The organism is Sphingomonas donggukensis, assembly GCF_023674425.1.
Lineage (GTDB): Bacteria > Pseudomonadota > Alphaproteobacteria > Sphingomonadales > Sphingomonadaceae > Sphingomonas > Sphingomonas donggukensis.
Genome location: NZ_CP098401.1, coordinates 886118 through 905401 on the forward strand (window position 1 = coordinate 886118; position 19284 = coordinate 905401).

Annotated in this window: 16 protein-coding genes; 12 read left to right on the top strand and 4 right to left on the bottom strand. The window is 66.5% G+C overall.

The window, feature by feature from the left end; genetic code table 11:
- Positions 1–178: 178 nt before the first annotated feature.
- The 11 genes from M9980_RS04310 to M9980_RS04360 all read left to right on the top strand — a co-directional run bounded on the left by M9980_RS04310 (position 179) and on the right by M9980_RS04360 (position 14534).
- Positions 179–2605 carry a TonB-dependent receptor gene (locus M9980_RS04310; RefSeq protein ID WP_250753731.1) on the top strand — a complete coding sequence of 809 codons (2427 nt, stop codon included), beginning with the start codon at positions 179–181 and terminating at the stop codon, positions 2603–2605.
- A 719-nt stretch (positions 2606–3324) separates the two neighbouring features.
- A complete protein-coding gene (locus M9980_RS04315) occupies positions 3325–4575 on the top strand; it encodes a lipoprotein-releasing ABC transporter permease subunit (RefSeq protein WP_250753734.1) in 1251 nt (416 codons plus the stop codon).
- Positions 4568–5296 (top strand): ABC transporter ATP-binding protein, encoded by a 729-nt coding sequence (locus tag M9980_RS04320; protein WP_250753737.1) that lies wholly within the window; start codon positions 4568–4570, stop codon positions 5294–5296. Before M9980_RS04315 ends, M9980_RS04320 begins: the two co-directional genes overlap by 8 nt.
- Positions 5293–5772: a glutathione peroxidase gene (locus M9980_RS04325; RefSeq protein ID WP_250753739.1), complete on the top strand. Its 480-nt coding sequence runs from the start codon at positions 5293–5295 to the stop codon at positions 5770–5772. Before M9980_RS04320 ends, M9980_RS04325 begins: the two co-directional genes overlap by 4 nt.
- A gap of 61 nt (positions 5773–5833) precedes the next feature.
- Entirely contained in the window at positions 5834–9307 is a 3474-nt protein-coding gene (gene dnaE, locus M9980_RS04330) for a DNA polymerase III subunit alpha (RefSeq protein ID WP_250753741.1), read from the top strand.
- A 9-nt stretch (positions 9308–9316) separates the two neighbouring features.
- Complete coding sequence (locus tag M9980_RS04335; RefSeq protein ID WP_422921384.1) at positions 9317–10921, top strand: long-chain fatty acid--CoA ligase; 1605 nt, start codon at positions 9317–9319, stop codon at positions 10919–10921.
- Positions 10922–11010: 89 nt separating this feature from the next.
- The gene (gene rutB, locus M9980_RS04340; RefSeq protein ID WP_250753743.1) at positions 11011–11730 is read left to right on the top strand and encodes a pyrimidine utilization protein B; all 720 of its coding nucleotides are present in this window, start codon (positions 11011–11013) and stop codon (positions 11728–11730) included.
- A gap of 2 nt (positions 11731–11732) precedes the next feature.
- Complete coding sequence (gene rutC, locus M9980_RS04345; RefSeq protein ID WP_250753746.1) at positions 11733–12116, top strand: pyrimidine utilization protein C; 384 nt, start codon at positions 11733–11735, stop codon at positions 12114–12116.
- Positions 12109–12894, top strand: coding sequence for a pyrimidine utilization protein D (gene rutD, locus M9980_RS04350; RefSeq protein ID WP_250753748.1), 786 nt, complete (start codon positions 12109–12111; stop codon positions 12892–12894). The genes rutC and rutD overlap by 8 nt, the downstream gene beginning before the upstream one ends.
- A 5-nt stretch (positions 12895–12899) precedes the next feature.
- Positions 12900–13958: a pyrimidine utilization protein A gene (gene rutA / locus M9980_RS04355; protein ID WP_250753751.1), complete on the top strand. Its 1059-nt coding sequence runs from the start codon at positions 12900–12902 to the stop codon at positions 13956–13958.
- Positions 13959–13976: 18 nt separating this feature from the next.
- Positions 13977–14534 (top strand): hypothetical protein, encoded by a 558-nt coding sequence (locus tag M9980_RS04360; protein ID WP_250753754.1) that lies wholly within the window; start codon positions 13977–13979, stop codon positions 14532–14534.
- Here M9980_RS04360 and M9980_RS04365 read toward each other — a convergent pair.
- The gene (locus M9980_RS04365) at positions 14497–15573 is read right to left on the bottom strand and encodes a PA0069 family radical SAM protein (RefSeq protein ID WP_250753757.1); all 1077 of its coding nucleotides are present in this window, start codon (positions 15571–15573) and stop codon (positions 14497–14499) included. The two genes, M9980_RS04360 and M9980_RS04365, sit on opposite strands and share 38 nt — an antisense overlap.
- A 126-nt stretch (positions 15574–15699) precedes the next feature.
- Here M9980_RS04365 and M9980_RS04370 point away from each other — a divergent pair, with 126 nt between their 5' ends.
- Positions 15700–16215, top strand: coding sequence for a YbjN domain-containing protein (locus M9980_RS04370; RefSeq protein WP_250753759.1), 516 nt, complete (start codon positions 15700–15702; stop codon positions 16213–16215).
- Between the two features lies 1 nt (position 16216).
- Here M9980_RS04370 and moaB read toward each other — a convergent pair whose 3' ends face one another.
- The 3 genes from moaB to M9980_RS04385 are packed head-to-tail and all read right to left on the bottom strand — an operon-like array spanning position 16217 to position 19280.
- The gene (gene moaB / locus M9980_RS04375; protein ID WP_250753762.1) at positions 16217–16744 is read right to left on the bottom strand and encodes a molybdenum cofactor biosynthesis protein B; all 528 of its coding nucleotides are present in this window, start codon (positions 16742–16744) and stop codon (positions 16217–16219) included.
- 5 nt (positions 16745–16749) lie between these two features.
- Entirely contained in the window at positions 16750–18573 is a 1824-nt protein-coding gene (locus M9980_RS04380; protein WP_250753765.1) for a lytic transglycosylase domain-containing protein, read from the bottom strand.
- Positions 18573–19280, bottom strand: a complete 708-nt coding sequence (locus M9980_RS04385; RefSeq protein ID WP_250753768.1) for a uracil-DNA glycosylase — start codon at positions 19278–19280, stop codon at positions 18573–18575. Before M9980_RS04385 ends, M9980_RS04380 begins: the two co-directional genes overlap by 1 nt.
- Positions 19281–19284 lie beyond the last annotated feature (4 nt).

Consider the following 19284-nt stretch of genomic DNA (forward strand, 5'->3'; position numbering starts at 1 on the left):
GCGTCATTGCCTGCGCGTCCCCGCGCGACCGCGAATTCGCAACGCTTCGGCGTCGGGCGGTTGGGCAAGCCATTGAAATCGCGCGTCGGAAAGCGCGGCTTTGCGCGGTGTAAGTGCTTCTTCCTCCCATATCCCAGCCAGATGGTAGGATTATCGCCGGGTCTTCAGGGAGGCTGACATGTCGCCGATGCTGCCGCTTGCGATCCTGCTGCAATCCACGACGCCCGCGCCTCCGCCCGCGCCCGCGACGCCACCTGAGACGCGGGCGACCGACGGCGACATCCTCGTCACCGCGCGCCGGCGTGAGGAAAGCGCGCAGGACGTGCCGATCGCGATTTCGGTGATCGGTGGCGAGGCGCTGACGCAGGCAGGCGCGTTCAACGTCAACCGCCTCCAGCAACTCCAGCCCGCGCTGCAATTCTATTCGAGCAATCCGCGCAACACCGCGATCAACATCCGCGGCCTCGGCGCGCCGTTTGGGCTGACCAACGACGGCATCGAACAGGGCGTCGGCTTCTACCTCGACGGAGTTTATGTAGGCCGGGTCGGCGCCTCGACGTTCGATTTCGTCGATGTCGAGCGGGTCGAGGTACTGCGCGGGCCGCAGGGTACGCTCTACGGCAAGAATACGACCGCCGGTGCGATCAACATCTCGACCCGCAAGCCCAGCTTCACCCCCGAATTCCGCGGGGAGGTAAGCGTCGGCAACTACGACTATCTCCAGCTGAAGGCATCGGCCTCCGCCCCGATCGCAACCGACAGGCTGGCGGTACGGCTGTCGACCTCGCTGTCCAGTCGTAAGGGTACGGTGCTGAACGTCCGCACCGGTGACGACCTCCACCGGCTGGAGAATTATAGCGTCCGTGGGCAGTTGCTGTGGAAGGCAAGCGACGCACTTGAGCTGCAGCTGACCGGCGACTTCAATCTCCAGAACCCGAAATGCTGCGTGCAATTCTACGCCCGCGTCGGTGCGACCCAGCGCCCGCTCAACCGGCAGTACGCGGCGCTGGCGGCTGCGTTCGGCTATACGCCGCCCAGCTTCGATCCGTTCGACCGCGTGACCGATCTCGATGCCGAGCTGAATTCGCGTCAGGAAATCGGCGGCGCCTCGCTGACCGCCAACTGGGATGTCGGGCCGGCGACGCTGACATCGGTGACGGCGTGGCGCTACTGGGACTGGCTGCCCGCCAACGACCGCGACTTCATCGGCCTGTCGATCACCACCGTGTCGCAGAACCCGTCGCAGCAGAAACAGGTGTCGCAGGAACTCCGCATCGCCTCGAACGGCAGCAACACGCTCGACTACACCGCCGGCATTTTCCTGTTCCACCAGACGATCGACACGCAGGGGTCGCAGGTGCAGGGCGCCGCCGCCAGCCGCTACCTGCTCAATCCGGGTAATGTCGCCCCCGGTTCCAGCGGCTGCGCGACCGCGACGACGGCGGCGTGCAACCCGGCGGTGCTGAACGGCCTGACCAGTCGCAATACGATCAGCTTCGACAACACCAGCTTCGCCGTGTTCGGAAAGCTCAACTGGCAGATCGCGCCCGGCCTGCGCCTGAATCCCGGCCTGCGCCTGAACTATGATCGCAAGAGCGGGTCTTATGTGGCCGTCGTCACCAATGGCGCGGGCAGCACGACGCTGAGCGCCGACCAGCTGGGCGTGCTCGCCCCGCAAAGCTATGCGCCCGAATTCAGTGACTGGAACGTCTCGGGCGACGTCACCCTGTCCTACGATGTTCAGCCTGACATCCACCTGTACGCAACCTACGCGAGGACGTTCAAATCGGGCGGCATCAACCTGTCGGGCCTGCCGCTGAATGCTGCCAACACCGGGGTCGACCTCACGACCCAGACGGTGAAGCCGGAGCGCGTGAACCATTATGAGGTGGGGGCGAAGATGCAGTTCCTCGACCGCCGCGTAACGCTCAACCTCGCCGGGTTCTGGACCGATATCGACGATTACCAGGCGACCGTGAACAACGGCCAGCTGACCGTCATCCGCGGCTACCTCGCCAACGCCGGCAAGGTCCGCTCGCGCGGGTTCGAATGGGACGCCAGTTATCGCCCGAGCGCCCGGCTGCGCCTCTATTCCAGCGGCGCCTACACCGACGCGACCTATGTGAAATTCGTCAACGCGCCGTGCCCGCCCGAATTGTCCGGCGGCAATCCGGCGCTGAACGGGGCGACCCCGGCGCCGGCGGGCACACCGGGATTGAGCCCGCTGGTGTGCGACATCTCCGGCCAGTGGCTGCCGGGCATCTCTCGCTGGTCGCTGTCGTTCGGGGGCGAGGTGAACCTGCCCGCGCGGGCGCTCGGTGGGGCGGGGGAGTTCTACCTCGGCTATGACGGCAGCTACCGGTCGAAATTCTCGTCGAACCCGTCGCGTTCGCTCTACACCGACATCGACGGCTATGCGCTGTCGAACGTCCGCGCCGGCTACCGCGACACCGCGCGCGGGCTCAATGCGTTCGCGTGGGTCAGGAACGTCTTCGACAAGCAGTATTTCGAGTTGCTTTCCACGCAGAGCGGACCGACCGGGCTGATCGTCGGCCAACCGGGCGATCCGAGGACATACGGGTTCACGCTGGCGAAATCCTTCTGATGCCAGTGTGATGAGCGGGGGGCAGGACGCGGCGCCGTAGTGTGGAAGCTCCGGCGTCGCGTCGCGTTTCAGGCGCGGGAGCGCCGTAGCGCGCAGCGCGGAAACGGGACCGGCCGGCGGGTCGGCGACAGGCCGAACCCGGCCGACGGCTTTGCCGGCGGCGTGAGTGAGTCCATCCGTTCGCACCGAGCTTGTCGAAGTGCTGTACTTCTTCGTGCCACGCGCTTGGGTCACGAAGAAAGGGGCAGCACTTCGACAAGCTCAGTGCGAACGGGGGTGCAGGTTCGCGCTTCCATAAATGGCGTGAGGGCGAGCGGGTATTTCCAATAACGCCGCCGGCAAAGCCGTCGGCCGGGTTCGGCTTTCCGCCGACCCGCCGGCCGGTTCGGGCGATGCGCTTTGCGCATCGGAAATCTGAGATTTCCTTCGCCCGAACGAAAACGGCCGGATCGTTTCCGACCCGGCCGCCTGCGTGACGATGTGACTCGTCAGCCCCCTTTGATTTCGACCCCGGCCCACACGTTCACCCTCCCAGATGAACGGGGCCGAAAGGCCTCCCCGAACCACGGCCATTGCCTGCGTTTCAGTAGCTTGGCGTTAGGCCAGCACCCTTAAGTTGTCACGGGTCTTGCGACACTCTTGCGACGATTGGGCCGCGGTTGTGGGATTCGTGCAACACGGCGCTTGCCGGGTGTTCTGGCGCTGCCTACAGCCCACTCATGCTATTGTCGCGTTACGAGCGGATGATCGCCCGCCGCTATCTGTTGCCCGGTCGGGGGGAGGCGTTCATCGCGCTGGTCGCGGGGATCAGCCTGGTCGCGGTCATGCTCGGGGTCGCCGCGCTCGTCGTGGTGATGAGCGTGATGAACGGGTTCCGCGCCGAACTCTTCGACAAGATCGTCGGGCTGAACGGCCATGTCGTGGTGCAAGGCTATGGCGGGCAGCTGCGCGACTGGCGCACCGTCGTCGAGCAGGCCCGCGCGACCCCCGGCGTCGTGTCCGCGACGCCGTTGATCGAACAGCCGCTGATGGCCGGCTACAACGGTCGGGTCGAGGCGGTGCTGGTGCGCGGCATGCGCGTTGCCGATATCCGCGCGAATACGACGCTCAACAGCAATGTCGTCGTCGGGTCGCTCGCCTCGCTGAAGCCTTACAGCGGACGCATCGCGATCGGCTCACGCCTTGCCCAGGCGCTCGGCGCGACCGAGGGCAGCGAGATTTCGCTCATCAGTCCGCAGGGGCCGGCGTCGCCCTTCGGCACCGTGCCGCGGATCGTCAGCTACACCGTCGGCGCGATCTTCGAAGTCGGCGTGTACGACTACGACAAGGCGTTCGTAGTGATGCCAATGGAGGACGCCCAGACGCTGTTGTTGATGGGTGATTCGGTCGGAATGATCGAACTCGACACCGACGATCCCGACCGCGTCGAGCTGGTCGCCGCCCCGCTCGCTCGCAAGGTGGGGGAGCGCGGGCAGGTGACCGACTGGCGCCAGATGAACGCGCAATTGTTCGAGGCTTTGTCGGTCGACCGTCTCGTCACCTTCACCGTGCTCTCGATCCTCATCATGGTGTCGGTGTTCAACATCCTGTCGTCGCTCATCATGCTGGTCCGCGCGAAGACCCGCGACATCGCGATCCTGCGCACGATGGGCGCGACGCGCGGCGGGCTGATGCGCATCTTCATGACCGTCGGCACCGCGATCGGCGCGGTCGGCATCGGCGCGGGGCTGATCCTCGGCTTCGTCCTGCTGTATTTCCGGCAGGGGGTGGTGAGCGGCCTCGGCTACGTAACCGGGCAGCAGATCTGGGATCCGTCGATGCGTTTCCTGACCGAGCTGCCCGCCAAGACCGACCCGCTGGAGGTCGCCGGCATCGCCGCGATGGCGTTCGCGTTCAGCTTCCTCGCGACGCTGTATCCGGCGTTCAAGGCGGCGAACACCGATCCGGTTCAGGTGCTGCGCTATGACTGATATCGAAGCCGAAGGCGAGATCGGGCGGCGCGGCTTCGCCGCGTCCGACGGCGTGCCCGTCCTCCAGACCACCGGTCTGAAGCGCAGCTTCACCCAGGGCGACGTAACCATTGACGTCCTGCGCGGCATCGACCTGACGGTCGGCGCTGGAGAGATCGTCGCGCTGCTCGGCCCGTCGGGCTCGGGCAAGTCGACCCTGCTCCAGGCGGTCGGCCTGCTCGAGGGTGGGTTCGACGGCTCGATCCGTATCCAGGGAACCGAGGCCGCGAAGCTCGATAGCGCCGGGCGCACCGCGACGCGCCGCGACCAGCTGGGGTTCGTCTATCAGTTCCACCACCTGCTCCCCGATTTCACCGCGGCGGAGAATGTGATCCTGCCGCAGTTGATCCTCGGCGCCACGCGGGAGGACGCGCTCGACCGCGCCAACTCGCTGCTGACGGCGCTCGGCCTCGGCCAGCGGCTCGGTCATCGCCCGAGCCAGTTGTCCGGCGGCGAACAACAGCGCGTCGCCGTCGCCCGCGCGCTCGCCAACACGCCCGCATTGGTGCTGGCCGACGAACCCACCGGCAATCTGGACGAGGCGACCGCCGACATCGTCTTCGCCGAATTCCTCCGCCTCGTCCGCCACCAGGGCTCCGCCGCCCTCGTCGCCACCCACAACGAACGCCTCGCCGCGCGAATGGACCGCGTGGTACGTCTGCATGAGGGAGTGCTGGAATGACCGACCTCACCGCGATCCCCGTTACCGCCGCCGACGGCACCGAAGTCGATCTGTCCGCTTACGCCGGCAAGGTTCTCCTCATCGTCAACACCGCGTCGAAATGCGGGTTTACGCCGCAGTATGAGGGTCTGGAGGCGCTGCATCGGAAATACGGCGCTCGCGGGTTCGAGGTGTTGGGCTTTCCCTGCAACCAGTTCGGGGCGCAGGAGCCGGGCGACGCGGCGGAGATCGCGAATTTCTGTTCGCTGACCTATGACGTCACTTTCCCGGTGTTCGCGAAGGTCGACGTCAACGGCGACGCCGCCGCACCGCTGTTCCGCCACCTGAAAAAGGCCGCGCCGGGGCTGCTCGGGTCCGAATCGATCAAGTGGAATTTCACGAAGTTCCTGGTCGATCGCGCCGGCGCCGTCGTCGGGCGCTACGCCCCGACCACAAAGCCTGCGGATATCGAAAGCGACATCGAAAAGCTGCTTTGACCTGTGGATAAGCGATCCGCCCGCCCTTCCGAATCCGCGCGATAGCGCCTAGCTTGGCGCAGTGTCGCACTCCGCTTTCGTCCCGCTTCGTGTCTTCTCGTCCTACACCATGCTGGAGGGCGCGATCGATCCGAAGGCGATCGCGAAGCGCGCGAAGGAACTCGGATTTCCCGCGGTCGCGCTGACCGATCGCAACGGGCTCTACGCAGCGATGGCGTTCGGCGATGCGTGCAAGGACGCGGGCGTGCAACCGGTGATCGGCACGCTGCTGGCGGTCAAGCGCCCGGTGCCGGATGGCGTATCCGCGCCGATCGACTGGTTGGCGCTCTATGCGCAGGACACCACCGGCTACGACAATCTCTGCGCGCTGGTGTCGATGGCGCATCTCGGGCGACCGCCTGAGGAGGACGCGCACGTCACGCTGGAGACGCTCGCCGGCCACACCGATGGCCTGCTCGCGCTGACCGCGGGCGGGGAGGGGGCGCTCGCTCGCCTGCTCGCCGACGATCAGGTCGAGGCGGCGGCGGCCTATGCCGACCGGTTGCAGGCGTTGTTCCCCGAGCGGCTCTACGTCGAGATTACCCGCCGCCTCGACGCCATCGAGGGCCGGGCCGAGGCGAAGCTGATCGACCTCGCCTACGCTCGCGATCTGCCGCTGATCGCGACCAACCCGTGCTGCTTCTCCGAAGGCGGTTTTCACGAAGCGCACGACGCGATGCTTTGCATCGCCAATTCGACCTACGTCACCAGCGACGACCGCCCGCGCAGCTCGCCCGACGCATGGATGAAGCCGGCGACCGAGATGCGCCGCCTGTTCGAGGATCTGCCCGAAGCGCTGACCAATACCCTGGTCGTCGCCCAGCGCTGCGCGGTTGCGGCGCCCAAGCGCAAGCCGATCCTGCCGAGCCTGGCCGGCGATATCGCGGGCGAAGCCGCGATGCTGCGCGACCAAGCGCGCGTCGGTCTCGCCGCACGGCTCGACAAGGCGGGCATCGCCGACGACGCCGCGATCGAGACCTACCGCACCCGCCTGGAATTCGAGCTCGACGTTATCATCCAGATGGGCTTTCCGGGCTATTTCCTGATCGTCGCCGACTTCATCACCTGGGCCAAGGATCATGACATCCCGGTCGGTCCGGGGCGCGGATCGGGCGCGGGCTCTGCGGTCGCCTGGGCGCTCAAGATCACCGATCTCGACCCGCTCAAGCTGGGGTTGCTGTTCGAACGCTTCCTCAACCCCGAACGCGTGTCGATGCCCGATTTCGACATCGATTTCTGCGAAACCCGCCGCGGCGAAGTCATCCGCTACGTCCAGGAACGCTACGGCAGCGACAAGGTCGCGCAGATCATCACCTTCGGCACGATGAAGGCGCGCGCGGTGCTGAAGGATACCGGGCGCGTGCTCCAGATGGGCTACGGCCAGATCAACCGCCTCGCCGGGCTGATCCCCAACCACCCGACCGATCCGTGGACGCTGACCCGCGCGCTGAACGGCGTGTCGGAGCTGGCCGCCGAGTACAAGAACCACAGCGACGTCCGCCACCTGCTCGACCTGGCGATGAAGCTGGAGGGGTTGCCCCGCCATTCCTCGACCCACGCGGCGGGCGTCGTGATCGGCGACCGACCGCTCGCCGAACTGGTGCCGCTGTATCGCGATCCGCGATCGGACATGCCGGTCACCCAGTTCGACATGAAATATGTCGAGTACGCGGGCCTGGTGAAGTTCGACTTCCTCGGCCTCAAGACGCTGAGCGTTTTGAAGAAGGCGGTCGACATGCTCGCCGCGCGGGGCATCGACATCGATCTCGATACGCTGCGCTGGGACGATCCGGCGGTGTACGAACTGCTCCAGCGCGGCGATACGGTCGGCGTGTTCCAGCTGGAATCGGAGGGCATGCGCCGCACCCTGAGTGCCGTCCGTCCGTCGAATTTCGGCGACATCATCGCGCTCGTTTCGCTCTACCGGCCCGGGCCGATGGACAACATTCCGAGCTTCGGCGCGCGCAAGAACGGACGCGAGGATATCGTCTATCCGCACGCGCTGCTGGAGCCGATCCTGGCCGAAACCTACGGCATCTTCGTTTACCAGGAACAGGTGATGCAGGCCGCGCAGGTGCTGGCCGGCTACTCACTTGGCGGAGCCGACATGCTGCGGCGCGCGATGGGCAAGAAGATCAAGGCGGAGATGGACGCCCAGCGCGCCGGCTTCGTCGAGGGTTGCGCGAGCGTCAACGGCATCGGCGCGGTGCAGGCGAACAGCCTGTTCGATTTGATCGACAAGTTTGCCGGCTACGGCTTCAACAAATCGCACGCCGCCGCCTATGCGCTGCTCGCCTACCAGACCGCCTGGCTGAAGGCGCATTTCCCGCACGAGTTCTTCGCCGCCTCGATGTGCTTCGACATCCACCAGACCGACAAGCTCGCGATCTTTGTCGACGACATGAAACGGCTGGGCGTCCAGTGCCTGCCGCCCGACATGAACGCCAGTGAAGCCGAATTCTCGGTCGAAACCGCCGGCGACGATTTCGCCGTCCGCTACGGTCTCGGCGCGCTGAAGGGCGTCGGCGAACGCGCGATGGAGCAGGTCGTCGCCGAGCGTGAGGCGAACGGCGGCTTTACGTCACTCGACGACATGGCACGCCGCATCGACCCGCGCGTTGTGAACAAGCGCCAGGTCGAGACGCTGGCCGCCGCCGGCGCGTTCGATTCGATCGACCACAACCGCGCCGGGGTCTTCGCCGCCGCCGAAACCCTGCTCGCGGTCGCCGCGCGCACCCAGGAAAGCCGCGTAAGCGGGCAGGGCGGCCTTTTCGGAGAGGCCGAGCCCGGTCGCACCGCTATCCAGTTGCCGAAGACCGCGCGCTGGTCGCTGATGCAGCGGATCGAGGCGGAGAAGGAGGCGTTCGGGTTCTTCTTCTCCGGCCACCCGCTCGATCGCTACGCGCATCTTGCCCGCGGCCAGGGCGCACGCTCGATCGCAACTCTGCCCGAAGTGCCGGTGGCCGAGGGAGCACGATCGGGCGCGATGGTCGCCGCGCTGGTCGAGGATGCGCGCTGGCGCACCTCCGCGCGCGGCAAGCGGTACATGATGATGACGCTGAGCGATCAGTCGGGTCAGGTCCAGGCGACCTGCTTCGACGACGACGTCGCGGCGCTGCTGGAGGAGGCGTCGAAGGAAGGCGGCTGCGGGCTGTTGACGGTCGAGCTCGATCGCCGTTCCGGCGAGGATACCGCGCGCGTAACCGTTCGCCGAATCGTGCCGCTCGAAGGACTGGCGACGACGACCCGCATGATGCTGACCGCCTCTATCGACGATTCCGCGAGCGTCGCGGCGCTGGCAACGCTTCTTCACAAACACCGCGGCGGGCGCGGGGAGGTGCGGATTCGCGCCGCGTTCGACGGCGGCGAGGCCGAGGTTTTGCTCGGCCGCGACTTCCGCCTCGACTCCGAGCTTGCCGTCGCCATCGAGAATTTGCACGGTATCCGCGATTGCGCGCTCAAGGCCCAGGAAGAGAGGCTGGCGCTCGCCGGATAGGAGTGGGTGATGCCGGAAATGCTAGAAGCGACGCCGAGCACGATGCAGGACATGGAGCTGCGCGTGCCGCGGCTGATCGACCACGCCGCCCGCGAGCATGCCACGCGCGAGATCGTGACCAGATGGGCCGACGGGCGTGAGACGCGGACCGACTGGGGCGGCGTCCATCGCGACGCGCGGCGGCTGGCGCAGGCGCTCGAGCGCATGGGGATGAAGCCGGGCGACCGCATCGCCACCCTCGGCATGAACCACGTCGCGCACCTGATCGCGTGGTATGGCGCGATCGGCATGGGCGGGGTGATCCACACCATCAACCCGCGGCTGTTCGACGAACAACTCGCCTTCATCGCCAACCATGCCGAGGACCGCGTGCTGTTCTACGACGCCGCCTTCGCGTCGATCGTCGAACGGATGCGCCCGCAGTGGACCACGATCGAGCATTTCGTCTGCTTCGACGACGGCGCGTTCGACGCGCTGCTGGACGCCGAGGACGGCGATTACGCTTGGGTCGAGGGACCGGAGCGTGAGCCGTGCATGCTCTGCTACACCAGCGGCACGACCGGTAATCCGAAGGGGGTGCTCTACACCCACCGTTCGACGATGATCCACGCGATGGCGGAATTGCAGCCCGCGGTGTTCGATCTCGATTCTACCGCGGTCGTCATGGCGATCGTGCCGATGTTCCACGCCGCCGCCTGGGGGTTGCCCTTCGCCGGTGCCGCGGCGGGCGTGAAGATCGTCTATTCCGCGGTCAACGAACCCGCTGTGCTGTGCGACCTGATGAACCGGGAAAAGGTGACCCACTCCGCCGGCGTGCCGACCGTGTGGCTCGGCATGTTCCAGCACATGGACGCGACCGGCGATGCGCCGAAGCACCTTCGCGTCGTTACCATCGGCGGATCGGCCGCTCCGCGCGCGATGATCGAGCGGATCATGCGGATGGGCGTCCGCGTCAACCACGCCTGGGGCATGACCGAAACCTCCCCGATCGGGACGATGGGCGCGCCCAGCCCCGACTGGGACGATTTGAGTTTCGACGAGCGCGTCGATGTGACCGTGAAGCAGGGCCGCGTACCGTTCGGAGTGGAACTGCGCATCGTCGATGACGCCGACGCCGTCCTGCCGCGCGACGGCGTCGCCTCTGGCCGGCTCCAGATCCGGGGCCCGTGGGTCGTGAAACGCTATTTCAAGGCCGACGCCGACGCGACCGATGCGGAGGGATGGTTCGACACCGGCGACGTCGCCGCGCTCCACCCCGACGGCACGATGCAGATCACCGATCGGGCCAAGGACGTCATCAAGTCGGGCGGCGAGTGGATCAGTTCGGTCGAACTGGAAAACGCCGCGGTCGGCTGTGCCGGCGTGGCGGAGGCCGCGGCGATAGGCGTGTATCACCCGAAATGGGACGAGCGCCCGATCCTGCTGGTGGTGCGCAAGCCGGGCAGCGCGGTGACGCCAGACGAGATCGTCCAGCACCTGACGCACCACGTCGCGAAATGGTGGTTGCCCGACGAGATCCTGTTCGTCGATGAACTCCCCCACACCGCGACCGGCAAGCTGCTGAAGACTGCGATCCGCCAGCAATACAAGGACTTCCGCCTGGCCGCAGCCTGAGCAGGTGCGACGCCTCCGCCAAGGGGCTGCACCCCCTTGCGTTGCCCAGCCCACCGGGGCAGCATGGTCGTTTACTCGACCGGAGGCTCATGGAAACGATCGCGACCGGAACGGCAGGGGAGGCGGGGGTGACCCTGCCCGCGCGGCCCGAGGCACTGCGCCTTCGCCCTGAGGAAACCGCGGTCGTCGTCATCGACATGCAGAACGCCTATGCGTCGCCCGGCGGGTATGTCGACCTCGCCGGCTTCGACATTTCGGGCGCGGCGGGCACAATCGGCAAGATCGCGACGGTGCTCGACACAGCCCGGCAGGCCGGGGTGCAGGTAATCTACCTCCAGAACGGCTGGGACGCGGACTATCTGGAGGCGGGCGGCCCCGGCTCTCCCAACTGGCACAAATCGAACGCGCTGAAGACGATGCGCCGCCGCCCCGAACTCGCCGGGCAGCTGCTCGCGCGCGGCGGCTGGGATTACGACCTGGTCGACGCGCTGAAGCCGCAGCCGGGCGACATCACGCTCCACAAGACTCGCTATTCGGCCTTCTTCAATTCGCAGCTCGACAGCACGCTGCGCGCCCGCGGCATCCGCAACATCGTCTTCGTCGGCATCGCCACCAACGTGTGCGTCGAAAGCACGCTGCGCGACGGCTTCCACCTCGAATATTTCGGCGTGATGCTGGAGGATGCCACCCATCATCTCGGCCCCCCGGCGATGCAGGACGCGACCGTCTACAACGTCGAAAAGTTCTTCGGCTGGGTCAGTACGACCGCAGATTTCTGCGGATCGTTCGGCCAGCTTCCCAAGGAGTGACGATGCCCTTCGAACCGATCAACCCGCCGCAATTCCCCACCCCGATCGCGCCCTATTCGGCGGGCGCGAAGGCGGGCAACACCGTCTACGTCTCGGGCGTGCTGGCGCTGGGAGAAGGCGGCAGCGTCCTCCACGTCGGCGACGCCGCGGCGCAGACTCGCCACGTCCTAGACGTCATCAAGACGACGCTGGAGGCCGCCGGCGCGACGATGGCCGACGTCGCGATGAACCACATCTTCTTGAAGGACCTGGCCGATTACGCCGCCTTCAACCAGGTCTATGCCGAGTATTTCCCGGGCGCGAAGCCCGCGCGCTACTGCATCAAATGCGATCTGGTGAAGCCCGATTGCCTGGTCGAGATCGCCTCGGTCGCGCACATTGGCTGAAGCCGCCGGCCTTTATTACGAGCTGCACGGGCCGGCGGATGCGCCGCCGCTGATCCTCTCGTCGGGGCTCGGCGGGTCAGCGAGCTATTGGATGCCGAACCTGCCCGCGCTCGCCGAGCATTTCCGCGTGCTGGTGTACGACCACCGCGGAACAGGACGCAGCGACCGCGTGCTGCCCGATACCGTCTCGGTCGATGACTTCGCCGACGACATGCTCGCGCTGATGGGCGCCGTCGGCTGGGAGAGGGCGAGCATCGTCGGCCACGCCGCGGGTGGCGTCGCTGGGCTCGCGCTGGCCGCAAAGGCGCCCGAGCGCCTCGACCGGCTGGTCGTGGTCAACGGCTGGGCAAAGGCCGATCCGCATTTCCTGCGCTGTTTCGAGGCCCGGCTGAACCTGCTGCGCCATTCCGGCGTCGAGGCGTTCCTGCGCGCGCAGCCGATCTTCCTCTACCCGGCCGAGTGGATCAGTTTCCACACCGCCGAACTCGATGCCGAACTCCCGCATCAGATCGCCGCGTTTCCGGGTGTGGCGACGATGGAGAAGCGGATTGCCGCGCTCGCTGCGTTCGACATTTCGAAGGAGATCCTCGCGTTGCGTGGGTCGATCCTCGCCCTCTCTACCGGCGACGACATGCTTGTGCCCTGGATGTGTACGCAAGCGCTTGGAGAGATGAATCCACGCATCACGCAGGAACATATGCCGTGGGGCGGTCACGCCTGCAACGTGACCGATCCCGTGACCTTCAACGCGATCGTCCTCGATTTCCTCAGGAGTTGAACCCCATGCAAGTCGGCGTCTTCGTTCCCATCAACAACAACGGCTGGCTGATTTCGGAGAACGCGCCGCAGTACAAGCCGAGCTTCGACATGAACAAGGCGATCGCGCAGAAGGCGGAGGAGCATGGCCTCGACTTCCTGCTGTCGATGATAAAGCTGCGCGGGTTCGGGGGTAAGACCGAATTCTGGGAATATGGCCTCGAAAGCTTCACGCTCATGGCCGGGCTCGCCGCGGTGACCGAAAAGATCAAGATCTACGCGACGTGCCCGACGCTCGTCATCCCGCCCGCCTTTGCTGCGCGCATGTGCAACACGATCGATTCGATCAGCCACGGGCGCTTTGGCCTCAACCTCATCACCGGCTGGCAGAAGCCTGAATACAGCCAGATGGGGATGTGGCCGGGTGAGGAGCATTTCCGCAACCGCTACAAGATGCTCGACGAATACGCCCACATCCTGCGCGACCTGTGGGAAACCGGGCGTAGCGACCTGAAGGGCGACTATTACCAGATGGACGACTGCCTCGTCCGCCCGCAGCCACAAGGCGACATGAAGATCATCTGCGCGGGCTCGTCGGACGAGGGCCTCGCCTTCTCGGCCAAATGGGCGGACTACGCCTTCTGTCTGGGGAAGGGCGTGAACACCCCGACCGCGTTTGCCTTCAACAACGAACGCCTGGCCGCCGCCACCGCCAAGACCGGGCGCGACGTCAGCGTCTTCGTTCTGGTCATGATCATCGCCGCCGAAACCGACGAAGAGGCTCACGCCAAGTGGAAATCGTACAACGACGGCGTCGACCATGAGGCGATCGCGTGGCTCGCCAACCAGGGCGCCGCCGACAAGGTCAACGCCACTACCAACGTCCGCCAGCTCGCCGCTCCGGAAGGCGCGGTGAACATCAACATGGGCACGCTGGTCGGCAGCTACGAAAGCGTCGCGCGGATGCTCGACGAGATGGCCGAGGTGCCGAACACCGGCGGCGTCCTGCTGACGTTCGACGATTTCCTGGAGGGGGTGGAGAATTTTGGGACGCGCATTCAGCCGTTGATGAAGAGCCGGGCTTGAGCGGCTTAGGCACGCGCGATGACGAAGCAGGCTGAGTTGGTCGCGCGACTATACAAGCGCCTGTATGACAAACCTCTAATTCGCAACGATCTCCGCGGTGAACTCGTTGAGGAAATGGTGGCCATCGCGCTTGAGCCGGAATGGGTATCCTGCGGCGATGACTGGGGAGCATCGGATCTACGGCACGTAGAATCTGGCCTGCGTATGCAGGTTAAGCAGTCTGCCGCCCTTCAGACATGGCATAGGGATGGCTTCAGCAAGTCTTCACCCCGATTCTCGATCAAGCAAAAGACCGGATCTTGGGTGGCTTCGACGTGGACCGCGCACATTTGGCGAAATGCGGAGATTTTTGTATTTGGTTGGCATCCGCTATCGGACAAGGACTGCGATCACCGCGATCCCGAACAATGGGAATTCTACGTCGTTGAAGAAAGCGCCCTTCCTTCAACACAAAGTATTTCCTTGGCCACGCTTAAGAAACTGTCCTCCGCAACCACCATCGATCGTCTGCGCTCGACCGTCGAATACATGATGCCGCCTAAAACAATTCCCCCTGCAGCCCCCTTGGTGCCCTGAACAGATCGGTCCGAAGTACCTGCCGTTCGCCGTTCAGACCGTGCTTGCGGCAGGCGATGTGGAAGCGGGTGCGGAGTAGGTCGGCCCAGGGGCCGCTGCCTTTCATGCGCGTGAAGAAATTGGGGTCGTTGCGCTTGCCGTCGCGCAGGGACGCAATCGTTGCCATCACCTTGGCCTTGCGATCCGGGAAATGCGTGTCGAGCCACGCCTCGAACAGCGGGGCGACTTCCCACGGCAGGCGCACCGGGATGAAGGATGCGGCATAGGCGCCGGCCTCCGCACCGCGCTCGATCAGATGTTCGAGTTCGTGGTCGGTGATCGCGGGGATGACGGGCGATATCGACAGGTGCACAGGGATGCCCGCATCGGCCAGCTTGCGGATCGCGGCCAGCCGCCGCTCAGGCGTCGGCGCGCGCGGTTCGACCGTCATCGCGACGCGGGGGTCGAGCGATGTCACCGATACCATGACGGCGGCCAGTCCCCTGGCGGCCATCGGCGCGAGCAGATCGATGTCGCGCGTCACGCGGTCCGACTTGGTGGTGATGGTGATCGGGTGGTCGTGTTCGGCCAGCACCTCGATACACGCCCGCGTGATCCGCCAGTCGCTCTCGATCGGTTGATAGGGGTCGGTGTTGGTGCCGAACGCGATCGGCTTGCAGACATATCCCGGCTTCGCGAGTTCGGCGCGCAGCAGGTCGGGCGCGCTCGGCTTGGCGAACAGCCTCGTCTCGAAATCCAGCCCTGGCGACAGGTCGTGGAAGGCGTGGCTCGGTCGCGCGAAACAGTAGATGCAGCCGTGCTCGCAGCCGCGGTACGGATTAATCGAGCGGTCGAAGGGTACGTCGGGCGACTGGTTGCGCGCGATGATCGTGCGCGGCTGTTCGACCGTCACCGTGGTGCGCAGCGGTGGCGGCACTTCGTCCAGCGCCGCGCGCTCGTCCAGCCAGTCGCCATCGACCGCGCGCTCGGGGAGGTTGAAGCGCGTGCTCTCGCGATTTTCGGTCGCGCCGCGGACGGCTCGGGGCTTGGCGGTTGCCATCGCCGCATTGTAATGGGACGACGAGAACACAGCAAGAACGATTGATCGCGAGATTTCCGTCGACGGCGACAGGATTGCGCGGCAAACTCCTGCAAACATTCGGGGGGAAGCGCGATGCGAACGGTGGTGAGGGCGGTGATTGCGGGCATGGCGGCGATGGCGGCGGCGGTCGCGCAACCGGCGCTGGCGCAGGACAAATTGTTCGACGCGACCGACCCGGCGACGCTGACCGAAGCGATGAAGACCGCGGGGTTCAAGGCCGAGCTGAAGACCAACGACAAGGGCGAGCCCTATATCAACAGCGCGGCGAACGGATCGCCGTTCACAATCGAATTCTACGGGTGCGAGAAGGCGAAGGCGTGCCCGTCGTTCCAGTTCTACGCCTGGTACAAGAAGGATCCGCTCTACACGCTGGCGCTGGTCAACGAGTGGAACGCGGCCAAGCGGTTTCTTAAGCTGCGGATCGACACCGACGGCGACCTGGCGATGTCGATGGACGTGACCTCGGTCGGGAAGCTGACACAAGCGAATTTCGCCGACTGGGTCGACTGGTATCAGGTGATGGACAGCGAGCTCGACAAGTTCCTGACCGAGAAGCGCGCGGCGGCGGGCAAGGCGGCGCCGGCACCCGCAAAGAAATAGCTCATCGTTCGGTCAGGCGCGGCATCAGCTCGACGAAATTGCAGGGGCGGTGGCGGATGTCGAGCTGGCTGGCGAGGATGCCGTCCCACGCGTCCTTCACCGCGCCGGTCGATCCGGGCAGCGCGAAGATATAGGTGCCGCGCGCGACGCAGGCGGCGGCGCGCGACTGTATCGTCGAGGTGCCGATCGTCGCGTAGCTGAGCCAGCGGAAGAGCTCGCCGAAGCCGGGGATCATCTTGTCGGCGACCGCCTCCAGCGCCTCGGGCGTCACGTCGCGGCCCGTCACGCCGGTGCCGCCGGTGGTAATGACGCAGTCGACCGCGGGATCGTCGATCCATGTGGCAAGCTGTTCGACGATCGCGTCGGTGTCGTCGCGCAGGATCGCGCGGTCGGCGAGTTCGTGGCCCGCCGCGGTCAGCCGCTCGACCAGCGTGTCACCCGACCGATCGTCGGCGGCGCCGCGCGTGTCCGACACGGTCAGCACCGCGATGCGCACCGCGCGGAACGCGATGCTCTCATCGATCGGCATGCTCGTCAGTTCGCGCGGGTGATGGCGTTGGCGATGCCGGACACCGTCATCCGCACCGCGCCGGCGCCGGTCATCCCCGGGAATTTCGGCCACAACCCCTGCGACAGCGCCGCGCGGCTGGTCGATGCCTTGCCGGCCTGGCCTTCGTACATCCAGTAGTTGCGCAGCACCGTCATCACGTATCCGCGCGTCTCCCAATAGGGAATGCTCTCGATATACAGCAGCGGATCGCCGCCGTCGCGGGCGCGGGCGTTCCACACGCTGACCGGCAGCGGCCCGGCATTGTAGGCGGCGATAACCTTCGGCAGCAGCCCGCCCGTCGCCGGCTGATCGCGCAGCTTCTCGAGATAGCTTTGCCCGACCTCGATGTTGGTGGACGGGCGCGTGAGCGCGGTGCGGTCGATCGCGGACAGCCCGCGCTGGCGCGCGATGTCGGTCGCCGCGGCCGGCATGATCTGCATCAGGCCGTAGGCGCCCGCCGGGCTGACGACGCCGATGCGGAAGCGCGATTCCTGGAGCGTGTGGGCGTACACCAGCGCCTTGTCGACGCGCCAGCCGCCGTCGGGCGTCCAGTTCGGCGTCGGGTAGCGCGATGCCATCGTCGGTGCCGCCCCTTGCGGGCAATTGTGCGACAGCCACAGCTGCGTCGCCGGCAGGTCGAGCCGACCGGCGAGGCGGGTCAGTGCCGGAAATTCGCTGCGGTCGCCGATCTTCGCCTGCTGGCGGAGAACCTCGTCGGCCAGATCGGTCTCGCCGATCTCGACGAGCGCGGCGGCGACGCGGACGTTGGGGCGGCGCGCCAGATCGCGCCAGTCGTCGGCCACGGTCTTTTCGCCCGCCGCCGTGATCGGCGTGGTCACCCCCAGCTGCTGACGCGCAAGCTGGCCGTAGAAGGTCTCGGGGAATTGCGCGGCATTCTGCAACCGCGCCTGCACGAGATCGGGACGGCCCGACGCCATGTCGGCGCGAGACGCCCAGTAGAGCCCCGCGGCGCGCAGGTCGGCGTCGGACGCACGGCGCGCGACGCTGGCGAAGGATGCGCCTGCGCCTGCATAATCCTTGGCACGCCAGGCCGAGAGGCCCGCGACCCAATCGGCCTGCGCCGCCCATTCGCCACTGCCGGCCTGCGCCAGCGCCGCTACCCGGCGCGCCGAGGCGTCGTTCCCGTCGACATAATGGATCCACGCGACCCGCTGACGCCATTCGACCAGCGCCTCGGGCGTCAGCAGAGCGGCCTTGCTCTCGACCAGCGCCTCGGCCTCGGCACCGCGGTCATCCTTGATGAGCGGCTGCATCAGCACGGCTAGGTCCGCCGAGGCGGCGTCGCTCTTGATCGCGGCGGCGCGCTGGCGGTTGGGAGCGCCATCATACCAGATCAGCCGCTGTTCGGCGGGCAGACTCGGCAGCATCTCGGCACCGCGCGACTTGGCGAGCTTGGCCAGTTGCGCCGCCTGCGGCAGTTCGGGTGCCTCGGTCAGCACCGCCATCAGCGGCTCCAGCGCGACCTTGGGTGAGCCCTTGGCCGTGAACATCTCGGCACGGGCGAGGGCGTGGAGCGGCCCCGGCTTCATCGCATCGAGCTGCAACTGCGCATCGGTCCAATTGCCGGCCCGGATGCTGGCGAAGACGCCACGGTAGGCCGCGCGCTGGTCGCCATCGAGCTGGTCGGGGATGCCGTCACCACGCGGCGCGGCGGAACTGGTCGGGAAACGCTGGTCCGGGTCGGCGGTGGCAGGAGTTGCGGCGGTCGGCGGAGCCGCCCCGTCTGCGGCATGGGCCGCCACCGGCACGGCAGTGGCTAGCAAAGCGAGCACGAACGCGGAGCGCATCAGCGCAATCCCCCCATCAGCAATTGCAGATCCTTCCAGGCCGCTGCCTTCATCGCCGGGCGCTCGATCAGCGCACGGGGATGGTAGCTCGCGACCACGGGAACACTGGCCCCGTTTAGGTTAACGGCCCGCAAATTTCCTTGCCCCTCATGGGCATCCGTCCCGATCATCGCACGGCTCGCCGCCGCGCCGAGTGTCAGCAGGATGCGCGGTGTCGCCAACGCGACATGATGGTAGATCAGCGGCGCCAGCAGCGCCTCGGCCTCGGGCGCGATCCGCGCGGTCAGCGGGCGCGCGGTGGTGAGGGATGCGAGATAGATCGACGCACGGTCGCGCCCGATCGCGGCGAGCATCCGGTCGAACAGCCGCCCCGCTGCGCCGTCCAGCAGCGTTTCGCCCTCGGGAAAATCGACGATCACCATGACGCCCGACGACACGTCGCCTTCCGGTCCGATGACGGCACCGCGCCCGGCCTCGGGCGCCGCGTCGCCCAGCCGCCACGCGACAAAGGCGTCGAGCGTGTCGGGCAGGGCGGGCGCAGCCACTTCCGCTACGGCATCGGCGATCGGCGTTGCGGCCATCGGCACCGCCCGCGCCAGCCAGTCGCGCGGCGCATCCTCCACCAGCGTGTCGACGCCGGCGTCGCGCCACCATTCCAGCGTGCTCGCCGCCAGCGCGGTCCAGTCGGTGTGTTGGTCTGCCCCCATAGCC